Origin of the sequence: Bordetella genomosp. 9 (assembly GCF_002261425.1) — a bacterium.
In the GTDB taxonomy this organism is placed as follows: Bacteria; Pseudomonadota; Gammaproteobacteria; order Burkholderiales; family Burkholderiaceae_B; genus Bordetella_C.
Genome location: NZ_NEVJ01000002.1, coordinates 946,974 through 973,628, shown reverse-complemented (window position 1 = coordinate 973,628; position 26,655 = coordinate 946,974). Strand labels below are relative to the sequence as shown.

General features: G+C 62.8%; 27 protein-coding genes. 15 read left to right on the top strand and 12 right to left on the bottom strand.

The window, feature by feature from the left end:
* Window positions 1–60 precede the first annotated feature (60 nt).
* Window positions 61–864, top strand: coding sequence for an arylsulfatase (locus CAL26_RS10640; protein WP_256988297.1), 804 nt, complete (start codon window positions 61–63; stop codon window positions 862–864).
* Here the strand turns inward: CAL26_RS10640 and CAL26_RS10635 are convergent.
* From CAL26_RS10635 to CAL26_RS10625, 3 genes are all read right to left on the bottom strand, one after another.
* A complete protein-coding gene (locus tag CAL26_RS10635; protein ID WP_094846820.1) occupies window positions 848–1,846 on the bottom strand; it encodes a Bug family tripartite tricarboxylate transporter substrate binding protein in 999 nt (332 codons plus the stop codon). The two genes, CAL26_RS10640 and CAL26_RS10635, sit on opposite strands and share 17 nt — an antisense overlap.
* Before the next feature lie 152 nt (window positions 1,847–1,998).
* Window positions 1,999–2,838, bottom strand: coding sequence for an MBL fold metallo-hydrolase (locus tag CAL26_RS10630; protein ID WP_094846819.1), 840 nt, complete (start codon window positions 2,836–2,838; stop codon window positions 1,999–2,001).
* Window positions 2,835–3,395: a sugar ABC transporter gene (locus CAL26_RS10625; RefSeq protein ID WP_094846818.1), complete on the bottom strand. Its 561-nt coding sequence runs from the start codon at window positions 3,393–3,395 to the stop codon at window positions 2,835–2,837. Before CAL26_RS10625 ends, CAL26_RS10630 begins: the two co-directional genes overlap by 4 nt.
* 159 nt (window positions 3,396–3,554) lie before the next feature.
* Between CAL26_RS10625 and CAL26_RS10620 the strand changes: the two genes are divergently transcribed.
* Complete coding sequence (locus CAL26_RS10620) at window positions 3,555–4,481, top strand: LysR substrate-binding domain-containing protein (RefSeq protein WP_094846817.1); 927 nt, start codon at window positions 3,555–3,557, stop codon at window positions 4,479–4,481.
* Here CAL26_RS10620 and CAL26_RS10615 read toward each other — a convergent pair.
* From CAL26_RS10615 to CAL26_RS10585, 7 genes are all read right to left on the bottom strand, one after another.
* Entirely contained in the window at window positions 4,447–4,896 is a 450-nt protein-coding gene (locus CAL26_RS10615) for a carboxymuconolactone decarboxylase family protein (protein ID WP_094846816.1), read from the bottom strand. The genes CAL26_RS10620 and CAL26_RS10615 overlap by 35 nt on opposite strands.
* 105 nt (window positions 4,897–5,001) lie before the next feature.
* Complete coding sequence (locus CAL26_RS10610) at window positions 5,002–5,472, bottom strand: RidA family protein (protein ID WP_094846815.1); 471 nt, start codon at window positions 5,470–5,472, stop codon at window positions 5,002–5,004.
* Window positions 5,473–5,480: 8 nt separating this feature from the next.
* Complete coding sequence (locus CAL26_RS10605) at window positions 5,481–6,254, bottom strand: GntR family transcriptional regulator (RefSeq protein WP_094846814.1); 774 nt, start codon at window positions 6,252–6,254, stop codon at window positions 5,481–5,483.
* On the bottom strand, window positions 6,241–7,557 hold the full coding sequence (locus CAL26_RS10600) for a Zn-dependent hydrolase (RefSeq protein WP_256988296.1): 1,317 nt from the start codon (window positions 7,555–7,557) through the stop codon (window positions 6,241–6,243). The genes CAL26_RS10605 and CAL26_RS10600 overlap by 14 nt, the downstream gene beginning before the upstream one ends.
* Window positions 7,547–8,380, bottom strand: a complete 834-nt coding sequence (locus tag CAL26_RS10595; RefSeq protein ID WP_094846812.1) for an ABC transporter permease — start codon at window positions 8,378–8,380, stop codon at window positions 7,547–7,549. Before CAL26_RS10595 ends, CAL26_RS10600 begins: the two co-directional genes overlap by 11 nt.
* The gene (locus tag CAL26_RS10590; protein ID WP_094846811.1) at window positions 8,373–9,254 is read right to left on the bottom strand and encodes an ABC transporter permease; all 882 of its coding nucleotides are present in this window, start codon (window positions 9,252–9,254) and stop codon (window positions 8,373–8,375) included. The genes CAL26_RS10595 and CAL26_RS10590 overlap by 8 nt, the downstream gene beginning before the upstream one ends.
* Window positions 9,251–10,321 carry an ABC transporter ATP-binding protein gene (locus tag CAL26_RS10585; RefSeq protein ID WP_218831526.1) on the bottom strand — a complete coding sequence of 357 codons (1,071 nt, stop codon included), beginning with the start codon at window positions 10,319–10,321 and terminating at the stop codon, window positions 9,251–9,253. Before CAL26_RS10585 ends, CAL26_RS10590 begins: the two co-directional genes overlap by 4 nt.
* Before the next feature lie 383 nt (window positions 10,322–10,704).
* Here CAL26_RS10585 and CAL26_RS10580 point away from each other — a divergent pair, with 383 nt between their 5' ends.
* From CAL26_RS10580 to puuE, 4 genes are read left to right on the top strand one after another with little or no spacing between them, the layout of a single operon-like run.
* Complete coding sequence (locus CAL26_RS10580; protein WP_094846810.1) at window positions 10,705–11,628, top strand: polysaccharide deacetylase family protein; 924 nt, start codon at window positions 10,705–10,707, stop codon at window positions 11,626–11,628.
* A 46-nt stretch (window positions 11,629–11,674) separates the two neighbouring features.
* A complete protein-coding gene (locus tag CAL26_RS10575; RefSeq protein ID WP_179283320.1) occupies window positions 11,675–12,733 on the top strand; it encodes an extracellular solute-binding protein in 1,059 nt (352 codons plus the stop codon).
* Window positions 12,733–13,416: an aspartate/glutamate racemase family protein gene (locus tag CAL26_RS10570; RefSeq protein WP_094846808.1), complete on the top strand. Its 684-nt coding sequence runs from the start codon at window positions 12,733–12,735 to the stop codon at window positions 13,414–13,416. The genes CAL26_RS10575 and CAL26_RS10570 overlap by 1 nt, the downstream gene beginning before the upstream one ends.
* Window positions 13,413–14,345: an allantoinase PuuE gene (puuE, locus tag CAL26_RS10565; RefSeq protein WP_094846807.1), complete on the top strand. Its 933-nt coding sequence runs from the start codon at window positions 13,413–13,415 to the stop codon at window positions 14,343–14,345. The genes CAL26_RS10570 and puuE overlap by 4 nt, the downstream gene beginning before the upstream one ends.
* 76 nt (window positions 14,346–14,421) lie before the next feature.
* Here the strand turns inward: puuE and CAL26_RS10560 are convergent, their stop codons facing one another.
* Window positions 14,422–15,072, bottom strand: coding sequence for a Type 1 glutamine amidotransferase-like domain-containing protein (locus CAL26_RS10560; RefSeq protein ID WP_094846806.1), 651 nt, complete (start codon window positions 15,070–15,072; stop codon window positions 14,422–14,424).
* Window positions 15,073–15,371: 299 nt separating this feature from the next.
* Between CAL26_RS10560 and CAL26_RS10555 the strand changes: the two genes are divergently transcribed.
* The 9 genes from CAL26_RS10555 (at window position 15,372) to CAL26_RS28080 (ending at window position 24,790) form a co-directional block, all read left to right on the top strand.
* The gene (locus CAL26_RS10555) at window positions 15,372–16,331 is read left to right on the top strand and encodes a hypothetical protein (protein WP_143277406.1); all 960 of its coding nucleotides are present in this window, start codon (window positions 15,372–15,374) and stop codon (window positions 16,329–16,331) included.
* Window positions 16,332–16,580: 249 nt separating this feature from the next.
* A complete protein-coding gene (locus CAL26_RS10550) occupies window positions 16,581–17,618 on the top strand; it encodes an ABC transporter substrate-binding protein (protein WP_094846804.1) in 1,038 nt (345 codons plus the stop codon).
* Window positions 17,615–18,715, top strand: coding sequence for a heme ABC exporter ATP-binding protein CcmA (gene ccmA / locus CAL26_RS10545; RefSeq protein WP_094846803.1), 1,101 nt, complete (start codon window positions 17,615–17,617; stop codon window positions 18,713–18,715). The genes CAL26_RS10550 and ccmA overlap by 4 nt, the downstream gene beginning before the upstream one ends.
* Window positions 18,712–19,647, top strand: coding sequence for an ABC transporter permease (locus CAL26_RS10540; RefSeq protein ID WP_256988294.1), 936 nt, complete (start codon window positions 18,712–18,714; stop codon window positions 19,645–19,647). Before ccmA ends, CAL26_RS10540 begins: the two co-directional genes overlap by 4 nt.
* Window positions 19,644–20,438 carry an ABC transporter permease gene (locus CAL26_RS10535; protein ID WP_094846802.1) on the top strand — a complete coding sequence of 265 codons (795 nt, stop codon included), beginning with the start codon at window positions 19,644–19,646 and terminating at the stop codon, window positions 20,436–20,438. The genes CAL26_RS10540 and CAL26_RS10535 overlap by 4 nt, the downstream gene beginning before the upstream one ends.
* Before the next feature lie 8 nt (window positions 20,439–20,446).
* On the top strand, window positions 20,447–21,361 hold the full coding sequence (locus CAL26_RS10530) for a polysaccharide deacetylase family protein (protein ID WP_094846801.1): 915 nt from the start codon (window positions 20,447–20,449) through the stop codon (window positions 21,359–21,361).
* 54 nt (window positions 21,362–21,415) lie between these two features.
* Window positions 21,416–22,141: a GntR family transcriptional regulator gene (locus CAL26_RS10525; protein ID WP_094846800.1), complete on the top strand. Its 726-nt coding sequence runs from the start codon at window positions 21,416–21,418 to the stop codon at window positions 22,139–22,141.
* 15 nt (window positions 22,142–22,156) lie between these two features.
* Window positions 22,157–22,810 carry an aspartate/glutamate racemase family protein gene (locus CAL26_RS10520; RefSeq protein ID WP_094846799.1) on the top strand — a complete coding sequence of 218 codons (654 nt, stop codon included), beginning with the start codon at window positions 22,157–22,159 and terminating at the stop codon, window positions 22,808–22,810.
* Window positions 22,811–23,767: 957 nt separating this feature from the next.
* Window positions 23,768–24,790: a hypothetical protein gene (locus tag CAL26_RS28080; protein WP_143277405.1), complete on the top strand. Its 1,023-nt coding sequence runs from the start codon at window positions 23,768–23,770 to the stop codon at window positions 24,788–24,790.
* A gap of 700 nt (window positions 24,791–25,490) precedes the next feature.
* Here the strand turns inward: CAL26_RS28080 and CAL26_RS10515 are convergent.
* Window positions 25,491–26,405 carry a TIR domain-containing protein gene (locus CAL26_RS10515; protein ID WP_094846798.1) on the bottom strand — a complete coding sequence of 305 codons (915 nt, stop codon included), beginning with the start codon at window positions 26,403–26,405 and terminating at the stop codon, window positions 25,491–25,493.
* Window positions 26,406–26,655 lie beyond the last annotated feature (250 nt).

Sequence of the window (26,655 nt, the reverse complement as noted above, 5' to 3'; positions counted from 1 at the left end):
AACTTTTATTTATACACGGCGCCTGAAAAAACGAGCTAGGCTCGGCGACGGAAGTTCGGAATGCGAACTCTTATTTATTTAATGAAAAGTCTAAGCCGCTGCGGTGGCAGGCAGTATTGGGACAAACCCGCGACAGGTACCGACGGTACTGGTATCCCCAATGAACTTGTCCGCGCGCCATGCCGCGACAACAATCCGCTTCAGTTTCAACCCGACAGGTACACGCGGATGCGCATTTCCTTCCTGCACACGATCCCGGCCAATGAAGCGGTTTTCCAGAACGCCGCGATACTCGCGCATTGGGCACCCGAACACCTCCGCCACACCATCCGGCCGGACCTGCGGCAGACGATGGAGCAACATTCACCGCCAGGCAAGGACGCACAACAGCTGGTCCAGCAAACCATCATGGACCTCGCGGCGGATGCGGACGCGGTCATCGTCACCTGCGCGACCCTCGGCCCCGTTGTGGACGCAATGCCCCCAACCACGGTACGCATCATCCGCGCGGACGCCGCCCTGGCGGAAGCAGCTTCACGCGCGGGAAAGAACATCACCGTCCTCTGCGCCGTCGAATCAACCATCGAACCCAACCGCGCCTTGTTCGAACGTCACGCCGCCCGAACAGGCGCCCGCGTGACGGTGCAACTGCTGCCCGATGTATGGCCCCTGTTCGTCAATGGCGACCTTGACGCCTGCCTGGAAGCCTGCGCGCGGGCCGCGGAAAATGCCTACCGCGACGGCGCCGATGTCGTGGCCTTCGCCCACCCCTGGATGGGCCCCGCGAGTGAACGCGTGCAAGGCGACGCGCGCCCCTTGCACGCCGCGCAGGCGGCGCTCAGCGCCGTCAGTGCAAAGGCCTGATATTCCGGGTGTTCAGGACCGAAGTCCATTGCCGGGTTTCTTCGGCAATCAAGTCCTTGAACACCGTCGGCGTATTAGACTGCGGCGGCAACGCGTACGACAGTTGATCCATCGCTTCGCGCAAACGGGGATTCATCATCGCCACATTGATCGACTGGTTCAGCTTCTCGATGGCAAACGCCGGCGTTCCCGCGGGCGCCACCAGCCCGAACCACGCATCGGTGACCAACCTTGGAAAACCCGCCTCCGCAATGGTCGGCACATGGGGCAGCGTGTTTACCGGGTTGCTGGATAGAACGGCGAGCGGTTTGAGTTTCCCCGCCTGGATTTGCGCCAAAGCCGCCGACACATTGGTTATCTGCATATCCACCCTGCCGCCCGCAACGTCCGTCAGGGCGTGCGCGGCGCCTTTATAGGGAACATGCAGCATCGCGATGTCGGCTTCCAGTTGCAGCATTTCGCAGAGCAGGTGCGGGGTCGACCCTACCCCGCTCGATGCGCAGGTCAATGCTCCCGGATAGGCCCTGGCCAGTTGCACAAGATCGTTCACGGTAGCGATAGGAGCGTCCGCGCCCACCACCATCACATATGGCGCGGTCGCCACGAGTCCGACCGGCACCAGATCGTTGGCAAAGTCGTATGCGAGGGTTGCGTGCATCTGTTTGTGAATCGTATTCGGCCGGGCACTCAGGAAAAGCGTGTACCCATCAGGGGCGGCACGCGCCACGGATTGCGCTCCGATATTCCCCGCCGCGCCGGGCTTGTAGTCGACGATCATTCTTTGCCCCAGCTCTTTCTCCAGATACTCCGCGACCAGACGGACAAGGGTATCCGTCGTACCACCAGGCGAGTATCCGACGACCAGTGTCACCGGCCGATCAGGATAAATCTGGTTTACGTCCCCATCGCCCGCCATCACGGTCGCAGGCGCGGCCGCGCATAGCACGGCGGTTAGAACCTCTTTTCCACGCGAAATACGCATCTGATCTCCGCTATTTTGGGTGTTGGCCGCTTCGGCCGGCGAGACATGCTCACCGGCTCGGGCGGCTCTGTAACGGTAGATGCGGGACTTGTTCCGCTACTGCGGCACAGCGTGTGCGTCAGTGTCGGCTGGACATGCCTGCCCCATCAGTCTCACCCCTCATAGGAAATTCCGTAGCGCTGGCCATCTCTGCTGATACGTGCAAACCCGAGCTCGCCAAGGTGCATGCCGGCCACCAGCAGCTTTTCCGAACTCACGACGTCCAACAACCTGGATCGCGTGGACGCGGAAAGAAGCGCATCTTGATCGAAGGCGATCGATACGTCGGGACGGGCGACCTGGACATGAGGGAAATGCACGATATCGCCCCAGATCAAGGCGCTGCGGCCTTCTGATTCGATGTGGAAGCCGGTATGGCCAGCGGTATGGCCCGGAAGCGGCATCGCGTTGATGCCGGGCAGCAGGCCGCCTTGCTCGAACGTGCGGATCCTCTCTCGATAGATCTCAAACACCCGGCGCGCCAACAGGAAGTTGCCGCGCGCCCGCTCGCTCGCCCGGCTGAGATGCGCGTCATCTTCCCAGAAGGAAAGTTCGCGCTGATGGACGACCAGTCCGGCATGGGGAAACATCGGCTGTCCCGCCGTATCGATCAGCCCACCGACATGATCCGGATGCGCGTGCGTCAAAAGAATCGTGTCTATGTCCGATGGCCGCACGCCCGCCAATTCCAGATTCGCGATCAGCTTCCCACCCCATTGCTTGTATCCGCCGGCGCCCGCATCGACCAGCACCGTACGGCCCCTTCCGCGCACGAGGTAGCAGTTGATATGAATCGAGGATGGGTCGCTGACGCCCGCCTCTTGCTGCAAACGGGAGGCATCCATCGGATCGATGCTGGACAGCAACGCCAGACTGGCGGACAGGTATCCGTCACTGATTGCCGTGATCGAAAACTCGCCGATCTGCTGGACGGGAAATGCCATGGTCGTCATTGCGATGCTCCAGACCGGCGATTCGTCCCGTACGCACCTGTACCACTCGTCAATTGAGTGGTGATCGGCACATACAGATCCACGCCCTGCGGAAGCGCGTCCACACCCGGTCGTATTGCACGATCCAGCCGTGCCAGCCACCGGATCTCAGGGAGCCTGTCCAGGGCCACGGCCCGCATCTGGTCCGGGGTAAGTCCCAGCTCGATGAGCGGACCGGCCCCGACCGTGCTCGCGACCAGGAAGTCGCCATCGCCGATGGCCGGTGCGCGGTCCAGGCCGCCATAGAGATTGCGGCGCCAATCGGTGATGTGTTGCTGCCAGCGTGCGAAGCTGCCGCCGCCCTTTTCGCGATACTCGTCACTTTCAAGCACTTCCAGACCGTCGACCGAGTGCAAGGCCAGGTAGGCGGGACATCCTGCGCTCAATGCCTTGAAGCGCTGCGACGTATGAAATCCGCTCACTGAAATGAGCGCGGGCAGCTTCGTGAGACTGTAGAAGTCATTCCACTCCGCTTCGATGCCGGGATGGGAAAAGCTGCATTCGACGGTGTAGATCATGGAGTCACGCTATCGGATTGCTCAAGCAGTCCGGTCCTGGTTGTTGACATTCCATCATGGTATGACCTGGATACCGACGTGAAAATCGATTATTCAGTATGCTTCATTGATAAAAACTCAAGGTGAGTCCTATTGCTCGCCGTACACCAGGTACCGCTCATGCGCAGAAAGATTCCCAGCAGCTCGGCACTGACCGCATTCGAGGCGGCCGCCCGACACGGCAGCTTCGCCCGCGCGGCGGAGGAGCTGTCCCTGACCGAGGGCGCCATCAGCCGCCAGATCAGCCGGTTGGAAGCTTTCCTCGGCGTCGCGTTGTTCGAACGGGTCGGCAATCGCGTCCGACTGCTTCCCAATCGCGTGCGTTATGCCAATCAAGTCCGCGAATTGCTCGACCGTCTCGATCGGGACAGCCAATCCCTGATAGGCCAACCCAACGATGGCGCGAGCCTGGAGATCGCCGCGATCCCGACGTTCGCGATGCGCTGGCTGATCCCGCGCTTGTCACGATTCCAGCAGCAGCATCCGAACATCACCGTGCACCTTTCGGAGCGCATGGATCCCTTCGTCCTCGCCGGTAGCGGGTTCGAAGCCGCCATCCATTTCGAGCATCCGGCCTGGACGGGGATGCGCACCTATCCCCTGCTGCAGGAAGTGCTGGTTCCGGTCTGCCATCCGTCGCTTGCCAAGAAGGCCAAGGGACGCCCCCAGCTGGATGCATTGCCGCGCCTGCACCGGCGACAGAATCCCGATGCCTGGCAGCATTACGCCCTGCAAACCGGGATTTCACTGACCCATCCAGCCATGGGGGCTCACTACGACCTCCATGCCATGCTGATCGAGGCAGCCCTGGCCGGCCTGGGCGTGGCCCTGGTGCCACGCCTCTATGTGGAAACCGAACTGGCATCTGGCCGATTGGTCGCGCCCTGGCCGGCGGCGAAGAGCGTCTCCAAGACGTTCTGCCTCATCCTCCCCGAGCCGATCGAACTGAGCGGCGAACCGATCCAGGCGTTTGCCCGTTGGATTCTGGACGAAGCGCGGAATCCCCAGCCGCTCAGCCTTTCGCGCGAGGCTTCAATCGGAAGCTGATGCCCAGCCGGTTGATCGCGTTCATGGCCGCGATGGCCAGGGTCAGGTCGACCAGGTCCTTTTCGCCGAATACGGCCAGCGCCGCGGAATAGGCTCCGTCGGACGCGTGCGTTTCACTCACGCGCGTGACTTCCTCGGCCCAGGCCAGGGCGGCGCGCTCTTGTTCGGTGAAAAGGTGCTCGGCCTCGTGCCAGACGGGAATCAGCACCATCTTTTCGACCGACATCCCTTCCTTGAGCAGGTCGCGGGTGTGGATGTCGATGCAGTGCGCACACCCGTTGATCTGCGACACCCGCAGGAAGACGAGGTGGATAAGGGCGCTGGGCAGGTTGGTGTCGTTGACGACATAGTGATGCAGGACGCCGACTGCCTTTGCACCCTCTGGGGAGACGGCAAACCAATTCGCACGGTTCATAATGTTCGATCCTTCCAAGATTTAACGTAGAAGGCCAAATTTCCGGCCTTCCACTCTTAGACGGATGACATGCCCGCTTTGTGACATTCCGGGCGGAACGCGATGTCAGGACTTCAGGAAGAACGTCCCTTCCACTTCCACCGTCACGTTGCGCGGCAAGGTCGCCACGCCCACTGCCGTGCGTGCGTGCCGCCCGGCATCGCCGAAGATTTCCACCAGCAGGTCGGACGCACCGTTGACCACGGCCGGCACGGATTCGAAAGGCGGCACGGCCAAAACGTAGCCGTTGAGCTTCAGGCACCCGCCCACGCGGTCCAGGTCGCCATCGCAGGCCTGCTGCAACACCGCGAGCATGTTGATCGCGCACAGGCGCGCGGCGGCGTAGCCTCGCTCGATGTCGTCCGGTGCCTGGACTGGGCCGCTGTAGACGGCCTTGCCGTCGCGCGAGCTGGTCTGCCCCGCCAGGAACACCAGGTCGCCATGGCGGCGGAATGGGACATAGCTGCCACCGGGCTTGGGCAGGCCAGGCAGTTCAATGCCAAGTTCACGCAGGCGGTCAGCGATGGATAGGGTCATGATATTCCTTAGGTAATCGTGGACGAAGCCAGCATCTGGGCCTCGCGTTCCTCATCCTGGTACGCCAGGCGCGCGAACGCCTCGTCGATCTCCAGGAAATCGAACTTCTGCCGGCGCAACGCCAGCAGCGTTTCCAACTCATTCAAATGATGCGTCATGAGCTTTTCAGCCCGCGCGCCATTGCCATCGAGGATCGCCTGCATGATGCCCTCATGCTCGTGCGGCCCGGCGCAATTGTGCGACGTGCATTCGTGCAGTGACGCGGGCGCGAACAGGGAAAAATGCAGCGACGAGCGCTGCATCAAGCCCCGATGCATGTCGACGAGATAGGGATTGCCCGTCAGCTCGACCAGCAGGAAATGAAACTCAGCGGACAGCCGAAACGCCAGCGCCCGATCATCGCGCTCGGCCGCATCCCGTTCGGAAGCAACGTGCTCGGCGAGCCGGTGCACCGCCAGCACCCGCCGCCGCTCGGCGACCTGGCGCGTCACGCCCAGCTCCAGGATCTTGCGCGCGTCGTAGATCGCATGCAGCTCCTCGACCGTGGGCACCGGAATGAAGGTCCCACGATTGGGAATCGAGTCCAGCCACTTCTCGTGGGTCAGGCGCTGCAGCGCCTTGCGCACCCGCTCGCGGCTGACATTCAGCACCCGCGCGATGCGCGGCTCCTGCAGCTTCAACCCCGGACGCAGCAAGCCGGAAAAAATGGCGCGGCGGATCAGGTTGTAGACGATCTCGTCCGCGTCGCTGGTGCTCGGCTTGGCTCCCTCAGTGACTGGCATCGATATCCTCCACGGCCGCGACCAGCAGTTTCAGGCCCTGGGCGAAATCGGCGATCTCCATGGCCTCGTCGGGATTATGGCTGCCATGCTCATTCCGTACAAAGATCATCGCCGTGGGCACGCCGCTAATCCCGAAGACGGCCGAATCATGGCCGGCGCCGCTGGCCATCTGGACATGCGCGATGCCAAGCTCGCTTGCCAGCCGGACCAGGCGCTCCCGGTGCACCGGCGCGATCGGGCCGGGCAAGGCATTGGTGTAGGGCCCCAGGTCGATCCTGACTCCGCGCCGGGCGCCGATTTCCTCGGCCATCTCGCGTAGCGTCCGATCGATCCGCATCAGCAGATCGTTATCCTGGCTACGAATGTCCATGCTGAACCAGAGTTCGCCGGGAATCTTGGTCATCGTATGCACCTTGGTGTCCGTATGGCACTGACCCACGGTGCAGACCAGATCCAGCCCGCGCGACTCGTAATCGATCCACATCGTCTCCAGCCGATTCAGGAATTCGGCGGCCGCCAGCACCGCGTCCTGCCGCGAACGCCGCGGCTCGGCGCCCGCGTGCCCGTAGCGGCCGATCACATGGCAATGCTTGTAGCGCAGATTGCCCCGTATCCCCGTCACCACGCCCACCGGTATGTTTTCCTGCACCAGCAATGGCCCCTGCTCGATGTGCAGCTCCAGAAAGCATTCGATGTCCTCGGCACGCAACTGCGGCTCCTGCCGGCGGATGCGCTCCGGCTCGAAACCGGCCTGCGCCATATGCTCGCCCAGCGTCCGGCCGGTGTCGGGCCGCACACATTGGTCCAGGGCCTCGGCCTCCAACAAGCCCCACGCCGCACGGCTGCCGATATAGGGCGCCGGAAACCAGGAGAGCTCCTCGGCGCGCACACCCATCACCGTGATGTCGTGCCGGGGCTGGCGCCCTGCCCGGCGCCAGCGGGCCAGCATCGCCATGCCGGCGACCACGCCCGCCGCGCCGTCGTAGTTGCCGCCATCCGGCACCGAGTCCAGATGCGATCCCGTCATGATCGCGGGCAGGTCGCGCTCCGTTCCCGACAAGGTCAGGTACAGGTTTCCCGCTGCATCGATCCGCTCTTCCAGGTCCAGGCGCCGCCCCAGTTCACGCATCAGATCGTGCGCCATCTGCTCGCCTTCGCCATAAGACGCCCGGGTCACGCCGAGGGCGCTGCGCGAACGGCTGCGCAAAGTGTCGAACAGCTCCGCGGCCAAGGCGGTTTCGGCATCGAGGTCCGCGCTCAGCGCGGCAGCCATGGAATCAACGGACACAGACTCAGCGGACATAGCGAGACACTCCCAGCACCCGTTCCATGACGAGCGCGAAAACAATCGTAAAGATGATCAGGACACCGGCGACCGCCGCCGCACGCACGTCCAGCAGGTTCTCTATCAGGTTCCACAGCCGGATCGGCAGCACCTCGCTGCGCGCATCGGACAGGAACAGCGATACCGGCACGTTGTCGAACGAGAACATGAACGCGATGAAGCTGCCCGCCAGTACGGCCGGCATGGCCAGCGGCAAGGTGATCCGCACGAAGGTCCGCGTGCCGTTGGCCCCCAGGCTGCGCGAGGCTTCCAGCAGGCTGGGGTCGATCTGGCTGAAGCCGATCAGCGCGGTGCGGATGATGTAAGGCGTGGAGATCGCCATATGGCCGATGACCAGGCTCCAATACGACAGCGGCACCCCTATCGTCTGCAGCCACACCAGCATGGCCAGGCCCAGGCTGATGCCGGGCAGCATCATCGGCGACTGGAAGAAGGTTTCCAGCGCGCGCGCCCAGGCCGTGCGCTGCCTGGATAGATACAGGGCGGCCAACGTCGCCATCACGCCGGCTCCAAACGTGGCCAGCAGGGACACGCGCAAGCTGATGGCGAACGCCTCCCAGATGTCATCCGACTCGTTCCACAAGGCCTCGTACCAGCGCCAGGACACGTCACGCGGCGGAAAACGCAGCGACTCGCCGCCATTGAACGAAGCCGCCAGCGCGATGAAGGTCGGCACGAGCAGCAGCAGGACGGCCAGCGCCAGCGTCGCGAAGGACGCGAAGCGCCAGGTGACCGCGTCCACGCGTCGCCCGATCCGGATGCCGATGGTGGATTCAGCCATGGATGTACCCCTGGGACCGCCGTGCCAGTACGGTGCCGGCGAAGATGATGGCGCTTACCGTGATCATCAGGATCACCGCCAGCGCCGCCGCGAAGCCCCAATCCTGGTTCAGGATGGATTGCTGGTAGATGTACATCGGCATATACAGCAGGCCCCCGCCGCCCAGGATGGTCTGCGACACGAAAGCCCCCACGGCGGACGCGAACACCAACGCGGCCCCGCCTATCAGCCCCGGCACGCTCAAGGGCAGCAACACCTGCACGAACGTGCGCCAGTACCCTGCCCCCAGCGACCGCGAGGCCATCGCCAGGCTGCCATCGACGCGCGACAGCACCGTATAGAGCGCCAATACCATCATGGGCAGCTCGATCTGGGTCAGGCCGATCACCACCGCGGATTCGGTAAAGAGTATGCGGATCGGATGGTCGATCCACCCCAGCCACAGCAGCAGCGCATTGATCGGCCCCTGGTTGCCCAGGGTCACCAGCCAACCGAAAGTGCGTACGATCGCGCTGACGAGGAGCGGCAGGATCACGAGCAACAGCATCGCCGAACGCAGCCGGGGGCCCACCGACACTATGGCGAGCGCATAAGGAAAGCCCGCCAGGATGGTCGCCAGGGTGGCATAGACGCCCAGCCGCAGCGTGCCGAACAGGACGCCATAGGTCATGGGGTCGGACAGCGCACGTCCGAAGTTCGCCGCCGTGAACACGCCGTCCTGGCCGCGAACGCTCATGGCAAGCAACACGATCTGCGGCGCCAGCACGAAGATCAGGAAATACACCAGCAGCGGCAGCGCCAGCAATACGCTGGTATCCGGCCGACGCTTGGGCGTCATGGTCGGCAGCGGCATGGGCACGGTGACGCTGCTCATGGCAGGAACACCGGGCAAACGGCACGCGGGTTGATGCGCACCTGCACGCGCGCGCCCGCCGGCAGGTTATCGGCGCCGCGCTCGCGCGGCGCCGCGATCTGCAGCTCGGTGCCATCGTCCAGCGTGACGCCCACGCGGGTGCTGGGCCCCATGGGCCTGGCATAGCGCACCACGGCGGCGGCGCCGTCGTCGCATAGCTCGATCTGTTCAGGGCGCAGGGCAATACGCGCCGCGCCCACGCGCCGGCACGGCCCGGCCGACTGGAAGCGCAGCTCCACGCCGCCGGACGTGCGCAGCGTCCAATGCTCGCCCTCGCCCCTGCCCAATACGCCATCCAGGAATGTCGAATTGCCCACGAAGCCGCTGACAAAGGGCGTGGCGGGCGCGTCGTAGATTTCGCTGGCGGTACCGAACTGCATGACCTGGCCGGCATTCAGGACCGCAATGCGGTCGGCCATGCCCATGGCTTCCTCCTGGTCATGCGTGACCATGATGGTGGTGATGCCCAGCTCACGCTGGATGCGCAGCAACTCGCTCTGCATTTCCTCGCGCAGGTTCTTGTCCAGCGCGCCCAGCGGCTCGTCCAGCAGCAGCAGGCGCGGCGAAATGGCCAATGCCCTCGCCAACGCGACGCGCTGCTGTTGTCCGCCAGACAGCTGTCGCGGCAGGCGCTTTTCATATCCATTCATGCGGACGACGTCCAGCATCTCCCGCACCTTGGACGTGATGCTTTCCTTGGGCGCGCGATGCGCCCGCAGTCCGTAGGCGATGTTGTCAGCCACCGTCATGTGCGGAAACAGCGCGTAGTTCTGGAACACCATGCCGATGCGCCGCGCCTCGGGGGTCAGCGTAGAGATATCCACTCCGTCCAGGCGCACGGCGCCGCCATTGGCGCGGACGAAACCGGCAATCACCCGCAGCAGCGTCGTCTTGCCGCAGCCGCTGGGACCAAGCAAGGCGACGAATTCGCCCGCCTTGATCTCCAGATCGATATGGTCGACGGCCACGGCATCGCCGTAGCGGACTTGAATGTCGTCGAGGGTAAGGAAGGCGCGTTCGGTCACCATGCGGGGCGTCCTTTCAGATGACGGGTGGAAAGCAGGCGCATAGGGCAATGCAATATCCATGCCATTTTTTGCGTCCCGGCCGCCCCTGCGGACCGGCGCCCAGTACATCGCATTCGCCCAGAAGCGTGCACATCTTTAGTTGAAATGTGCACATTTTCGATATGAGTGTGCACCGAATCTGGGCGTGCTCGATCTGCGAGAGCCGAACGAAATACCTGGCTTCATAGGAGAAAGCGCCCGGACGGCGCCTCCGGAAGGCCACGGGTTTTCCCGAACCCAAGTTGGCATATGCATTGCATACAACCCTGGGATGCAACCCGGCCGCCGCAGCCCGCCAACCAGACCGCGCGCCGACCGCCTTCCGACTTCCTGGAACAGTTTCGATGAACGAGCGCGTGCTACCCCGCGATCTGCATGGCTATAACGGCAATCCACCGCGAGCCCGCTTTCCCCACGGCGCCGCCGTCGCCGTTTCGCTGGCCGTGAATTTCGAAGAAGGCGCCGAGTGGACCATCGCCGACGGCGATGCCACCGCCGAACGCGTCGCAGAAATCCATAGCGTCGTGCCCGCCGGCCGCTGGGACCAGGGCACCGAACAGCAATTCGCGTATGGCATGCGTGCCGGCATCTGGCGCATCCTGGACGCGCTGGAACAGCACAAGCGCCCCGCCACGTTCTATATGTGCGGCCGCGCCGTCGAACGCTCGCCGGAGATCGCGCGCCGCATCGTGCAGGCCGGACACGAGGCCGCCTGCCATGGCTGGCGCTGGCGTCCGCACGCGGACTATCCCGACCGCGAGACCGAACACGCCGACCTGCGGCGCTGCGTGGCAGTGATGCGTGAGGTCACCGGAACAGCGCCCGCGGGCTTCTTCTGCCGTGGCAGCGAAAGCCCCTGGACGCGCGGGCTGCTGCGCGAGGAAGGCTTTCTCTATACGAGCAACGGCCTGGACGACGACCTGCCCTACTGGGCCGCCGCCGACGCAGAGGGCGATCGTCCCCTGCTGGTCCTCCCCTACGCCTTCGACAGCAACGACATGAAGTTCTTCCACCCCAATGGATTCGTCCGCGCCGACGACATGGTCGACTACGTCAGGGACGCCATCGAGGTGTTGCTGGACGAGGGCCGCCGTGGCGTGCCCAAGCTGCTGAATATCGGCCTGCATCTGCGCATCGTCGGCCGCCCCGGGCGCTTTGCCGCCGTCAAACGCATCCTGGATCTGCTGGATAGCTATGGCGACGAGGTCTGGACGCCTCGCCGCATCGACCTGGCCCACTACTGGCAGGAACATTTTCCCGCGCGCTAATGCGCATCCCTTGGCGTCTGTCCCTCTCCCTGCAAGGAAACGCTTCATGAAAGACATCAATCTGTCCCGCCGCCACGTGCTGGCCGGCCTGTCCGGCCTGGCGCTCAGCGGTGCGTTGCCCAATCTGGCGCGCGCGCAATCCGACGCACGCATCGTCGTGCAGACCTTCCCCGGCACCTGGGAGCAAGCCGCGCGCAGCGTCATCGTGCCGGCCTACGCCAAGGCCACGAAGGGGGAAGTCAGCATCAGCCCCGTGCTGGCGGTGGATGCGCTTGCGCGTCTGGCGGCGTCCAAGAACGCCCCGCCCTACGACGTGATCCTGATCGACGAACCCGCCGAAATCGTGGCGCGCGCCCAGGACCTGCTGGAACCGTTGCCCGTCGCACAGATGCCCAACCTGGCCAAGCTACCGCCCGGCCTGGTCGGCAAGGACGGCTACGGCGCCATGGCCGCGCTGCAGGTCTTCGGCATCGCCTACAACCCGCGCACCGTGAAGAACGTGCCGACGTCCTGGGAAGACCTGTGGCGTCCCGAATACAAGGGCCGCGTCCTGATCAACGGACCCGACACCACGATCGGCGCGACGTGGATGGTGGCGCTCGCCAAAATGCACGGCGGCAGCGAGACGGACCTGGAGCCGGCCTGGAAAGCCCTGGAAAAGCTCAAGCCCAACCTCGCCACCATTCCGCCCAACCCCGGCGCGGTGGGGCCGCTGTTCCAGCAGGGGCAGGCCGACATCGCCGTCGGATTCCTCAGCGTCGTCGAGCCGCTGCGCGCGCGCGGCGTGGACATCGCGCTGGCCAAGCCGAAGGAAGGCTGGGGCATCGTCAGCAACATCGCGCACCTGGTCAAAGGCTCGAAGAACAAGGCGCAGGCTGCCGCCTACATCAACACCCAGATCGATGCCACGGTGCAGGCGCAGCTTGCGAAGGAGCCCTACTACAACGTGCCGAGCAACCGCGATGTGGCTTTCTCCGGGCTGCTGGCGCAGATCGCGCCCAACCTGGAAGAACTGCTCAAGTCGCGCAATATGAACTGGGCGCCTATCGCGGCCCAGCGTCGCGAACTGATCGACCGCTTCAACCGCGAGTTCCGGCGTACCTGATGCGCCTGCTCGTCCTCAACCCCAACACGTCCCGGGCGGTCAGCGACCGCCTGCGTACGGTGTTGTCGTCCGGCCTGACATCGGGCGAACAGCTCCGCGTCGACACCGCCGCCAGCGGCTTGCCCTATATCGGCGACGTTGCCGCCATGGCGGTCGGCGCGCAGGCCGCGCGTGCGCGCCTGCGAGACGTCATGGCCGAGGACCACAGGTTCGACGTGGTGGTGCTCGGCTGCTTCGCGGACCTGGACACCACGGGCTTGCAGGCCCTGGCGGGCCGGCCTGCCGTCAGCCTGCTGGGCGCCTCCGTCAGGATGGCTGCCCGCGCAGGCCAGCGCTGGTCGGCGGTCACGGCCGGTGCGGGATGGCGTACGCTACTGCCCGATATGTTCGCCACAGCCATCCAGGCCCAAGCCGTACGGGGATCCTTGGTCAGCGTACGCACCTTCGAAACCCAGGATCCCGCCATCGCCGGCGACCCGCCGCGCATGCAGGCGGAGATCGGACGGCTCGCGCAACTTTGCGCCGACGAGGACCACGCCGACGTTATCATCGTCGGCGGCGCGGGGCTGGGAGGCTTGGCGCCGACCGCTCCCGTAGGGCGCAACGGGATCACGGTACTGGATAGCGTCATGTGCGGACTCCACATCGCGCGCGAATTGATGGTTCGAGGATCACAACCATGACAGACTCTCATGCAGGCCCCTATCCACGCGACCTGATCGGCCACGGCGCCAAGCCGCCGTTCGCCGACTGGCCCGGCGGCGCCCGCATCGCCGTGCAATTCGTCCTGAACTACGAAGAAGGCGCCGAAAGCTCCGTCCTGGACGGCGACGCAGCATCCGAGCGCTTTCTTTCGGAAATCGTCGGCGCCGAAGCCTATCCCGCCCGCCATATGAGCATGGAGTCGATATACGAATACGGCTCCCGCGTCGGTGTATGGCGGATCCTGCGCGAGTTCGAGCGCCGCGGCCTGCCACTGACGATCTTCGGCGTCGCCCTGGCCCTGCAACGCAACCCGGACGTCGCCCGCGCCTGCGTCGACCTCGGCCACGAGATCGCCTGCCACGGCTGGCGTTGGCTGCATTACCAGAACATCGATGAAGCCACCGAGCGCGAACACATGCGCTTGGCGACGGAGAGCCTGCGCGAGCTGACCAGCGGCCTGTGGCCGCTGGGCTGGTACACCGGCCGCGACAGCCCCAACACCCGCCGCCTGCTGGTCGAACAGGGCGGCTACGAGTATGACAGCGACTACTACGGCGACGACCTGCCGTTCTGGACGCGCGTCACAAGCTCGGACGGGAAAGCGTCGCCGCACTTAGTCGTCCCGTACACCCTGGACACCAACGACATGCGCTTCGCCACCCCGCAAGGGTTCAACACCGCGACGCACTTCTATGAATACCTGCGCGACAGCTTCGACGTGCTGTACGCCGAAGGCGCCGAAATGCCGCGGATGCTGTCGATAGGCATGCACTGCCGGCTGCTTGGGCGCCCGGGACGTTTTGTCGCCCTGCAGCGGTTTCTGGATCATGTGCAGGCTCATGACAAGGTATGGGTGTGCCGGCGCATCGATATCGCCCGGCATTGGGCGGGGCGGCATCCGGCTTGAGCGGTGCGGTGCGGTGCGGTAGGTGCGGCGATGAGGTGCGGCGCAGTGCGGCGCGGGGCACGAAGTGGGACCCGGATTACCCGTCAGTCCCGCCCGCAATACCACACCCTTCTCCGTCGATCACCAATGCCTCGCCATCGCGCAAGGTGCGATACGGAACACCGTGTCGCTCATAGAATTCGACTTCCGCATTCACCGCGGCCGACTCCGGGTGGTCCGATTCGAAGTGAACGACGATCGAATAGGGCAACAGCCCCAAGCCTTCCCAAACCACGGCCGGGACATATCCGTCGGCAATCTCCCTTGGATTGCTGACCTGGTCTAGCGCGCGCAGATTCGTCGACGTAATAACCACGGCCGCGCTGAATCCCGCATAGACGATCGCGTCACGCTTCAAAAGCTCCACGATTCGCACGTCGAAGCCGCTCTGCTTCATCGCCCTGCGCAGCAGAAAAGCGTTTCCGCCGTTGACCCACACCAGGTCCAATTTCGCCAGCTCTGCGTTCAATTCCTGCGGCGCGTCAAAGTACTGACGTAAATCCAGCTCGGTGACATGGAATCCAAGAGCCGCGAGCTTCCGGCTCTGGCTTTCCAGCCAGGACGCCCGCGCTTCCGGACGGTGGTCCAGCGCATTGACAACAATAGCCGCCCGCCTACCCTCGCCAACCAGCGATACCAGCCGCTCGGGACAAGCGCCGAGGTCGAAGGACGAAAGATACATGCGCATCGGGTGACCTTGATGTATGCCAATTTTTCGTTAGTTGTCGACGACCCAGACTGACGAAACGCTTTATATACCAGCGGCGGTCGGTGCCCCGCTGCCTACACCCCGGCGGATTAGTAGCCATACGGCTCACGCCGCTCTCGGGTGAACGCCTCCGCGCTGAATAGGTTCCAGCCACTGTTCCGGGGGAGCGTCCGATATTTCCGCACGCATGGGGCAGGTTCCTTCACGGTCGCTAGCATCGCAGCGCAGTTCTCCCCAGCCCTGCATTCACCAACACGCTTCCCAAGCCATATCCCCAAATGAAGATCTCGAAACTCACTTGCGCGCTTTCTAGCGCCCTGGCACTCAATGCATCTTTTCCCGCACATGGAAGCACTGAGCGATGCACCTCCGAGCTGACCACCAACCCCGCGCGATTCGAGGCACCGATCCGCTACAACGATATGCAAAAAAAAGATCTCCCTACCGTTCTGGTGAGGGTCGACGGGAAAGCCGCGAAGATGCTGCTCGATTCCGGCACCAACGTGAACATCTTGCTGGATAGTTCCCTGGCGGATAAAAAGCCTCGCACAGATTCAACCCGGATTGATGCGGGTGTCGGATCAGCCGTGGCTCAGGGCGTGCAGGTCACTCTAGGCGACGATCATGGCAACACCCTTAGCGCCAAGTTCTACGTGCTACCCAACTCCCCCCTCGCGGCAGACGGCTATGCCGGCATCCTGAGTCCGCAGGCGGTTGCGGGTCACGATGCCGTGGTGATCGATCTGGACAAGAACTGCTTTTTCACGAGTACGCCATTCGACATCGGTGCGAACCACCGCTTTAAGGTGTACCCAGGAAAAGCCATCGACAACCCACACAACATCATGGCGATCCCCGTCAGGCTCGACGACCACGAGATTCCAGTCCTCGTCGACTTCGGAGCATCGGACACGAGCATCCTCGCATCCCTGGTAAGTTCCAAGCCGAAAGGACCGGCGAGCCCCTCCGCAACGGATGTCTTCGGGCTCGAATTCCCGAGAGAAGAAACGATGCGTCTTGTTGACCTGGAAATCAACGGGCAAGCATTCAGGGCTTATCCGGTCATTCCAATGCCCACGCTCGATGACAAAGGCATCGTAAGCTTTGGCCGTATCGGCATGGATATCCTGAAGAACACAGTGATCTATCACGACAGCCAGAGCGGAGAGCTTCTCCTACTCTCCCGCCAGGCGAGCGCAGCCCCGGCAGTCGGCGGGCGGTCCACTAGCAGCAATTAGCTCAGCGGCCAAGCGTAAGCCAGACCCCCAGCCGGCAACCCCAAACATTCCACCGGCAGTCAAACGCCCCGTTCTCCGCGAAATCGCGGGTCGGGGCGTTTGTCATGGCGAACTTGGCATCGCTTTTGCTTCATACATAACTATGTGCACAATCATTTGAAGATTGTGCACTATTTGGGGGCAAGGAAAAACCGGCTCCCACTGTCCAAATCACCACGACCTAAGCGTCGCTCGGCAAGGGGAACCGCAATGAAATCGGCATCAAGCGTCAAACGCAGGAGCATCATCAAGGGCCTGCTCGCGGCCCCGCTGGCGGCCGCACCACTTTGGGCGCGTGCACAAAACAAGGGCAAGGAACTCGTGGTCGGCGGGGCCGGCAGCCACAAGGCCTTCCTCGATCCACTCATACCGGTGTTCGAGAAACAGACCGGCTGCAAGGTGCTGTTCGAAGGCACCCGTTCGCTGGTCAACCTGGAAAAGATGGTGAACAACAAAGGCCATCAGTACATGTCCGTGGTCCTGATGGATGACCCGGTGATGATCCAGGCCGTCAAGGAAGGCGTGCTGGACAAGATCACGGCCGCCCAGGTGCCCAGCCTGGCCAAGCTCAAGCCCGGCACGGTGCACATGGATGGCATGTGGGCCAATTACATGCAGTCCACCACCGGCGTGGCGATCAACACCGCGCAAGTCCGCCAGGTCCCCAGCTATGCCGACCTGTGGACGCCCGCCTACAAGGGCAAGCTGATCATCCCCTCGCTCCAGAACACCGAAGGCCTGGCGATGTTCCTCGTCGCCGCCGCGCTCGAATCCGGCAAGTCGATGAAGGAAGCCCAGTACGAGCCCGACGCCGCCTTCCGCAAGCTCAAGGCGCTCAAGCCGAACCTGCTGACCGTCTACACGCAACTGCCGCAGGCCCTCAATCTGCTGGAGCAGGGGGAAGCCACCGCCATCGGCGGCATGATCGGCTTCAATGCCTTCGAGCGCAAAGCCAAGGGCGCGCCCATCGATCTGGTGCTGCCCAAGGAAGGCGGCATGGCCATGCCCACCGGTATCGCCAAGGTCAAGGGCGGCCCCGAATCCGCACTCGCCGACGCATTCATCGAGGCCATGCTCGGCGCCTGGCAAAAGCAGATCGCGGACATCTCGCTGGCCTTGCCCGCCAATACGACCGTGGCCGCGCCCGATGGCGTGCCCAAGGGCGACGTGTTCATTCCCGATTGGAACTACATCAGCGAGCAACGCAAGGGCTGGGTTGAACGCTGGGACCGCGAGATGGCGCTATGAGTGCCCTGCACCTGGCTGGCGTCACCAAGCGCTACGGCCGCCAGACGGTCGTCGACGGACTCGACCTGTCGGTGGCCTCGGGCGAGTTTCTCTCGCTGCTGGGCCCATCGGGTTGCGGCAAGACCACCTTGCTGCGCCTGATCGCGGGCCTGACCCCCTGCGACGACGGCAGCATCACCGTCGATGGCACGGATCTCACCCGCGTTGCGGCGCACCGCCGCAACATCGGGGTGGTGTTCCAGAACTACGCCCTCTTTCCGCACCTGACCGTGGCGGAGAACATCGCCTTCGGCCTGAAGGCGCACGGGCTGCCGCGCGACGAGCGCGCGCCCAGGGTGCGCGCGGCATTGCAGTCGGTGCAGCTAGGCGCGCTGGCCGACCGCCCTGTCGCCGCGCTGTCGGGCGGCCAGCAGCAACGCGTGGCCGTAGCCCGCGCACTGGCGACGCGGCCACGCCTGATCCTGCTGGACGAACCGCTTTCCGCCCTGGACCGCAAGCTGCGCGAACACATGCAGATCGAATTGCGGCGCATCCTGCGCGATGCCGGCATCACCGCCATCTTCGTGACGCACGACCAGGACGAAGCACTGGTCATGTCGGACCGTATCGCCTTGATGAACCGCGGCGTCATCGAGCAGCTCGACGTGCCGGAAGCCATCTACGCCAAGCCGCGCACCCTGTTCGCGCTGAATTTCGTCGGGCTGTCCAGCCAGTTCGAAGGCCAGGTGGAGACCGCCACGGACGGGATGGTCAGCGTGAAAACGCCGCATGGATCGATGACGGCGCCTTCGACCGCCGCCGTGGGCAGCCGCGTGGTGTTGGCCGTGCGGCCGGAGTCCATCGGCCTGGGCGACGCGGCGGCAGCCGGAGGCCATGCCAATACGCTGCGGATGAAGGTCAGCGATACGGCCTACCTGGGCGCGCGCCGCCTGATCTACTTCGATGGCGATGCGGCCGCAAGCACCGTTGCGGGTCCGCAGAAGATCGTGGCCGAACTGCCGGCCCAGACGGGCCTTGCCCCGCGCCCGGGCGACAGTCTCGCGCTGGGTTGGCCCGTCGCGCAAACACTGGTGTTCCCCGCGCCGGAGGCATCATGAGCGAAGCAGGCACCTCAACCCCCATCTCCCCCGCCGCCCTGGCCGCCCCGGCCGCCCCGGCATCGGGCCGCAAGACCGGCGCGCCGCGCTTCGGCATCGGTTGGCTCGCCTTACCCGGCGTCGGCTACCTGATGCTGGTCTTCGCGCTGCCGCTGGTTTTCCTGCTGGCGACCAGCCTGCGCGCCACGGACGGCGGTTTCAGCCTGGGCGGCTACACCGCCTTTTTCAGCGATGCCTATCATCTGACCGTGATCTGGAATACGGTGAAGATCGCCGGCATCGTCACTGGCATCTGCCTGCTGATCGGCTACCCCGTGGCCTTTGCGATGGCGCGCGCGTCACTGGCCGTACAGGGCCTGATGTTCCTGGTCCTTATCCTGCCGCTATCGGTGGGCGTCGTGGTGAAGAGCTTCGCATGGACCATCCTGCTGCGCAGCAACGGCCTGCTCAACATGACCCTGATGAAACTCGGGCTGATCGACGATCCGCTCAAGCTGCTGTTCAACGAGCGCGGCCTGGTGATCACCGCCGTCCACGTGTTCCTGCCCTTCATGGTGCTGCCCATCTTCACCGTGGCGCGGCAGATCGATCGGCGCTTGACCGACGCGGCCGCCACGCTGGGCGCGGGTGCGATGTACAAGTTCCGGCACGTCGTCTGGCCCCTTTCCGTGCCCGGCGTCATCACCGGCTGCACCTTCGTGTTTTCGATGGCGGTATCCATGTACGTGATACCCGCGCTGGTGGTGGGCGATCGCTTCCAGACCCTGCCGGCGCTCGTGGCGCGCGCCTATCTGTTCATGCGCGACCGCCAGGCCGGTTCGACCATGGCGGTCGTGCTCCTGGCAATGGCCGTGCTGATCGTTCTCATCAGCAGTTGGCTTGCACGCCGCGTCGACGCCCGCCTGGGGGCCGCACACAAGGGGACCTCATGAGCACCGACAGACTCACGCGCGCGGGCGGCGGCCTCCTGCTGCTGGTGGCCATCTTCATGCTGGCGCCGCTGGTCGTGGTGGTGCTGGTTTCCTTCAGCAGCTCTCCAGTCTTCAACCTGCCCGCGCCGCAATGGTCGCTGCGGTGGTACCAGGCCGTGTTGCACAAGGACGGCCTGGGCCAGACGCTGCTGTTGTCCGTGAACGTCGCGCTGGCGTCCACGGCCGCCGCCCTGGTGCTGGGCACGCTGTGCGCGCTTGCCATCGCGCACGGACGCTTCAAGGGGCGCGACGCGCTACTGGCCTTCCTGGTATCGCCGTTGTTGATGCCGGGCCTGGTCATCGGCGTGGCGCTGCTGCAGTTGCTGCGCGAGCTTGGGCTGCGCGACGTGTTGAGCGCCCTCATCATCGGCCACATCGTGATCACCCTGCCCTATGTCATCCGCACGGTGCACGCCAGCCTGGCGCTGTTCGACATGCGGCTCCTGGAGGCGGCGCGCACGCTAGGCCTGTCGCCCGCGCAAGCGGTGTTGAAGGTGATGGTGCCGGCGCTGGCGCCCGCCTTTCTCACGTCCGGCCTGTTCGCCTTCCTGGCGTCGATGGACAACTACCCGATCTCGATCTTCCTGACAGACGCGCGGCAGAAAACGCTGCCGATCGAGATCCTGCGCTACCTTGAAGAGTCGCCCGATCCCACCATCGCCGCGCTGTCCGCCGGCCTGATCCTGCTTGCCATCATCGTGCTGTTCATCACCGAACGGCTGGTGGGCATGCGCCGCCTGGCCCAATTCTGATCTAGACCATGAGTGCACCCGAATCCATCCTCGCTTCAACCCCTGCCGCACGCGACTTCATAGGCTACGGCAACCGTCCACCCGCCGTGCGCTGGCCGGGCGATGCACGCGTCGCCGTCTCCTTTGTCGTCAACTTCGAGGAAGGCGCGGAGTTCTCCATGACCGATGGCGACCCGCGCAATGAAGGGATCTACGAAGTGATCGATCCGCAGCCGACACCGGACGCGTGCATCGATAGCCATTTCGAGTACGGCACCCGCGTCGCCTACTGGCGCATCGACGAGCTGTTCGCGCGCTATGACAAGTTCTACACGCTGAGCGCCTGCGGCCGGGCGGTAGAGCGCTCGCCCTGGCTTGCGCGGCACGCGACCGAACGCGGCCATGAGCTGTCGGCGCACGGCTGGCGCTGGCAGAAGCATGCCGGGCTGGACGAAGCCGAAGAGCGCGATCTCATCGCACGCACCCGGCAGGCCATCGAGGCAGCCACCGGACGCGCCCCCGTCGGCTGGCACACGCGCTCCAATCCGTCGGCGAACACGCGTCGACTGCTCGCCGAAGCAGGCTTCCTGTATGACAGCGACGCCTACAACGACGACACGCCCTACATCCTGCCGGTCGCGGGACGCCGCCACGTGGTGCTGCCTTACGCTTTCGATACCAACGACATGCAATTCCAGAACACCCAGCGCTTCGACACGGGCGACGCGTTCGCCAACTACGTCTGCGCGGCCTATGACTGGCTGAGCCGTGAAGGCGCGACGCAGCCGCGCATGCTGTCGATCGGCCTGCACCTGCGCATGATAGGCCGGCCGGCGCGCATGGGCGCGTTGGAGCGTATCCTGCGGCACATCGTGGAATCCGGCGGCGCCTGGGTGGCGACGCGCGAACAGATCGCCCGGCACTGGTTGAGCCATGCCGGGTGAGCCGCCGTCCACTGCCCCCTTGCCACCACCACCCGCATTGATAGCATTTCTCTCATGAAAGACCAGGAAGAGGCGATCTACGCAACCATCTCCCGCGCACTGCTTGCGGGAGAACTGGCGCCCGGTTCGCCGCTGCGCGAGACCGCGCTCGCCGAGGTCTTCGGAGTAAGCCGCGAGCGCATGCGCAGGATCCTGCTGCGCCTGGGCAGCAACCAGCTTATCGAGTTGATCCGCAATCGCGGCGCTTTTGTCGCGGCCCCATCGCTGGCGCAGGCGCGCGAGATTTATGAGGCGCGGCGCATACTCGAAGGAGGCATCGCCAGCCATCTGGCGTCGAGCTTGAGCGCGCAGGATATCGAGCGCCTGCAGGCGCACCTGGACAGCGAAAATGCAGCCCAGGAAGGCGGCGACCGCGCGGAATCGGTGCGGCTGTCGGCGGAGTTTCATGTCCTGCTGGCAGAGGCCACGCGCAGCGCCTTCGTGCTGCAACAGGTGCAGGAACTGGTCAGCCGGACGTCCATGCTGGTGGCGGTGTTCGAGCCGGCGCGGGCATCGCAATGCGCCTGCGACGAGCACCGCGATATCTTCACGGCCCTGCTGTCGGGCGACGGCGCCGCCGCGGCACGAAGCATGCGCACCCATCTTTCGCTGATCGAGACACGCTTGAGGCCGGGTGTCGCCGCCCCGCCCAAGGATCCAGTGGCAACCTTGAGCGCCATGTGGGCAGCGCGTCAGGCTGCTGTAAGCGCCGGCGCGCCCGCGGACCAAACGCCGCCCTGATATCCCAGCCTCGATATGCGCCCCATCCTGCTGATCAACCCCAACTCGTCGGAAGCCACCACGTCGATGATGCACGGCATCCTGCGCGCTGCCCTGCCGGCGGCAATCGCCATGGCAAGCGAGACGGCAAAGCGCGGCGCGCCCATGATCACGACGCCCGCCGACCTTGCCATCGCCGCCGAAGAAGTCCTCAGGATAGGCACCGAAAGGGCCGATGAAGTGTCGGCCATCATCGTGGGCGCATTCGGTGATCCAGGTCTGGACGCCCTGCGCGCCGCGGTGACCATCCCCGTGACCGGCTTGGGCGTGGCGTCCTTGCGCCTGGCGGCCGAGGGTGGCCGCCGATTCGGGGTGGCGACGACAACGCCGGGCCTTGGAACCTCGATAGCGGGGGCTGTTGAGCGACTGGGGCTGACGGCGCTCTTCACCGGCACGCGGCTCGCGGCGAGCGACCCTTTGGCGCTGGCGAGTAAGCCTGGACAGCAGGAAGAGGAACTGGCGCAGGCCGTGCGCGCATGCATTGAGATGGATGGCGCCGCTGCTGTCGTGATAGGCGGTGGTCCCTTGTCCGCGGCGGCGGCGAAGCTGGCGCCGAGGTTCACGGTCCCTATCATCTCACCGGTCGAAGCCGCGGCAGTTGAAGTGCGTAGGCTGCTCGCCTTGGATTGAATGTTGCGCTGCTTAAGCGCGCAATCGTCGTGGAATCAAGCTGAAGAAAGGCTGTACCACCCAGAAAGCTCACCCAGAAGCACCGGCAACTTACGGTTTTGAGCATCGCCCGGCACAGTTTCACAAGACAAGGAAATAGCCAACTCGTAGAGGGATTGTACTAACCACTAGAGAAAGGTTTCGTGCCAACACACACAAAGCCCATCAACTCGTAATTGGCGCATAGACTGACATTCTTCAGTTCGCAATCGAGCCTTAGATGTTCGCGATGATCGAGGCGCACAACCTCCGTACACCAGTTGATCGCGCAGACGCCAAGCGCCAGCCCACGAAAGCCGTCTCTTACCGAGAGTCCGTGCAAGTACCCAGCGATGGGGCCTTGCTGTCCCAAGTACTTGTCGTCTTGCCGTAAGAGTGACATATCCCGGCTGGTACACCCCCCAGTTCGATAACGTGTAAGCCCACCGAGCCTTAATGCATGCCGTGCCGTCTCTGCTGTCCTCCGGGTGCTGCTCCAAGCGAAGTCATCTTGGTCCCGCTTATAGGTGGCCGCTTCATTCCTGGGAATTGGCAGAGCATTCGCAGTGGCAATGCGGACAGCCTCTGAAAATGACACATGGATCACCGAAGAGTTCGGGCTATCAACATTAGTCGGGCCCCCAAATCTGTTAGCGTCGGACTGCCGCTGACGGTCGAACACCAGTTGAACGGCTGGTCGTGGCCACCTTAAGCTGCTCACATTCTTGTCAGTCTGACGTTCAGACATCGGCTCTGCTCCACTAATTGCACATCCCGACTACCAGCATTGCAGCGCCCATGTCCAGTGGAAAGGACGTCTGCGGTGAGTGATCAGGATGGGGGCAATTCGACAACCCACTTCAGTCGGTTGTACCTCCCGATCGAGAAAAAGTTGGCCTGAGCGATAATGTATACCCCTGTCCCGGACTACCCGTCATCATGCTCACGCCGATGTTAGTGCAGTATTTGGTTGGCCTGTGTTGTCTCCGCTATGACCCGAACGCAATAGACGTCACAATCGGCGACATGGTTCTGGACGAAGCAGCCGAGAAGGAGAGGGACGTCGACGTAACAGTAACAATCGTCGACGACAACGGAGAAATATCCGCGTTTAAAGCCTCGGAGGTAAAGCACGAGAGCAAGCCGCTTTCTGTTAGTACAGTAGAGCAACTAATCCTCAAATTGAACGACATGCCTAAGGTGACTCATAAGGCCATATTTTCAACTTCAGGATATACGGACGGCGCCCGCAAAAAGGCCGTTTCGCATGGCGTCGATCTCTATACATTGCAGCCTTGGGAAAATCGAATTGAAAATGATTTCCAGGATTTTCCCGGCGTTGGTACACCGAGCGAATTCCTCAGTCAGTTCTCGGCCAATCTCCTGTGTTGGCCGCAGTACAAGTTATCCATTACATGTGCACCCGGGTGCCCTACGCTTTTTACCATTGCTGATGGGGAGCAACTCTATGACCGTACCGGCTCTACACACCAAGTGTATTCGACGTTCGGCGAATACAAACACGCCGTCTTACTAAGATCCACAGAAATCCTTTACGCGCTGGAGCCTGCAGAAACAGTCCTTCATACGTTTCCGTACGGACTGCGCGAGCAAGGTGACTGTTCCGTAGGCCCAGCATGGCCACACACGCATACATTGGATGTACGCGCAGACAAGGTCTACGCAAAAGTTGGCGAAGGACAGCCTTTTCGAATCGACTCGATTACCATATCTGGCTATCTTCAATGGCAGCGTCGTAACTCAAGACCTAAATTCAACATTTTGAAGCGAGTCGCCGACGGCGCTATTTTTGCCGGTGCGGCTGTTGCTGCCTACGGCGTCGACGATGAGCAAATGTTCGCGATGATTTTTCCAGACAAAGGTCGGGAACTGGGAATTCATCTTTTCAGTATCCCTGAAAAGCAGAAGAATATGATTCGGATGCTGAAAATTAAAGGTTAGCCGGTGCAATCCCGTCAAGGACTATATGTGGGCGCTCGTGATTGTGGGATCGCACCCACTCCGCGGTGACGCGCTACACGTGATCCAGCCGCCCAGTGATATTGGGACAGCCCTTCGTAGCGTTAAGGGCTTCCCACGCCAGCCAATCATTTGTTCGAGCGTGCGGGGCATGCGATCGGAGCGGGAGAGAAGTCGACCTCAATGCCCAGCGCCTCGCGATTGAAGCTGTCGATTGCGTTCAGCACCCGGACTATGTCCGTACCCAAATTGGGCGTGCGTGACGTCCATCGACCATACCTAGTTGGCTTGGGTCGGCACCGCTTAAAGGTGGGACGCTTGGCGAGTCAGCCGTTGCGCGGTTTGATCCATAAATTCAACTCGAGCTCGCGGTAGACCCAATCCATGCAGATGTTATTCCGCCCGAAACCGCGAACATTACGCAGGGGTAGGAAGCACAGCCCGCCTCACAGTGGCGACGATTGTCCGTCAGGCGCGGTAGCTAATCGGTATCAGCATAGGCTTTGGCCACGAGTGACACCAGTTTGGCTGACATCGAACGCCTCGCAGGCCAGCCCGAGCGATACGCCGTAATCTTACCGAGGTTGGTCGTCTCGCGGCGGTGAGATGACCTCACAACTTCTTTTAAGCGCCTCCGTCACGACATTGGGCTCGAGGTTCTCCCTCACGCACATGAAAATCACTAAAACTCCTCTTTTTCGCTAATTATCTCCCGGGGCAGGCGTAGACCAAGTTCGCGGGCAATGTAGCGCAAGGGGACGTCCATTATTCTGATTAGGCGTATCACCTCGCGACAAGCCGGATGATCATCTAGGTCAGTCTTCACCATTCCGAGAAACTTCAGTACGTCGCGATATCTTTCGACTAAGTCTCGTATTGCCTCCGGATTAATTTCTTGAACCTGGCCATCGAATGTCCTAGTGATGACGCTGAGATCTTCCCTACGGGACGACCGACGCACTACATGCTGAATGTACTCGGGAGGCAATAAGGCTTCGGGGGACCGCAGTAGTTTGTGATTATTACGGGTCAGCTCGAGAATCTCCTCCAGCACGCGGGAAGTCTCAGCGTCGGGGGGCTCACCCGCTGCTTCTGGAAGGCGATCCGATGCCCTTTCTTCCTCCGGAATCTCGTTGAGTTGCTTTTCAAGCTGAGGCCACCACACGGAGAAGGATTTCTCTAGCCTCGAAGACTCAAGCCCCTCAATGCCGCAAGCGTCATTAATCGACTCGAGTAACTTGAATACATCGCTACGCTCCAACACGGTCGACTGAAACTGCAGAATTGGGCCTTCCACTTCAGATCGCTTGAGTCGGAACAGAAAGGGGCTAACGCGGCCTTTGTCAATACTCTTACCAAGTGCGCCTGCTTCAAAGTTGATCCAAGGTGCAGCCACATTCTCCGGAGTGAGGCATATGAGGCCATAGGCCGATGCGTGCAATTCGCCTGCAATGTCAGTAGACCATCGAGCCCCTTTATCAATGTCCTCTGAAGACACGTATGGCTCGACACTTTGAATGACCGATGGTAGCCACTCGCGAAGCACCACCGCGACACGGTGGCTAATAGCCCCAGACCAGCTGATGAATACTTTCATGCGAGTGTATACTAAAAGTTTTGAAATAAAACATCTTTAATGCTTGTAGGTTGCGCGAACACTTCAAGCAAACATATCCTATGAACGGCTGTTACAGCTGAAACTTTAGGGCCCATGCAATTAATTCCACGCCTCTTCCAGGAAGGACCCCACCTCGGTTTTTAGTCCAGTTTTGAATGAGAGAACCCGTCGCAACTTCACGATGTAATAGGGTCTGAGCCATGAAGAGATCGAAGTACACCGAGGAGCG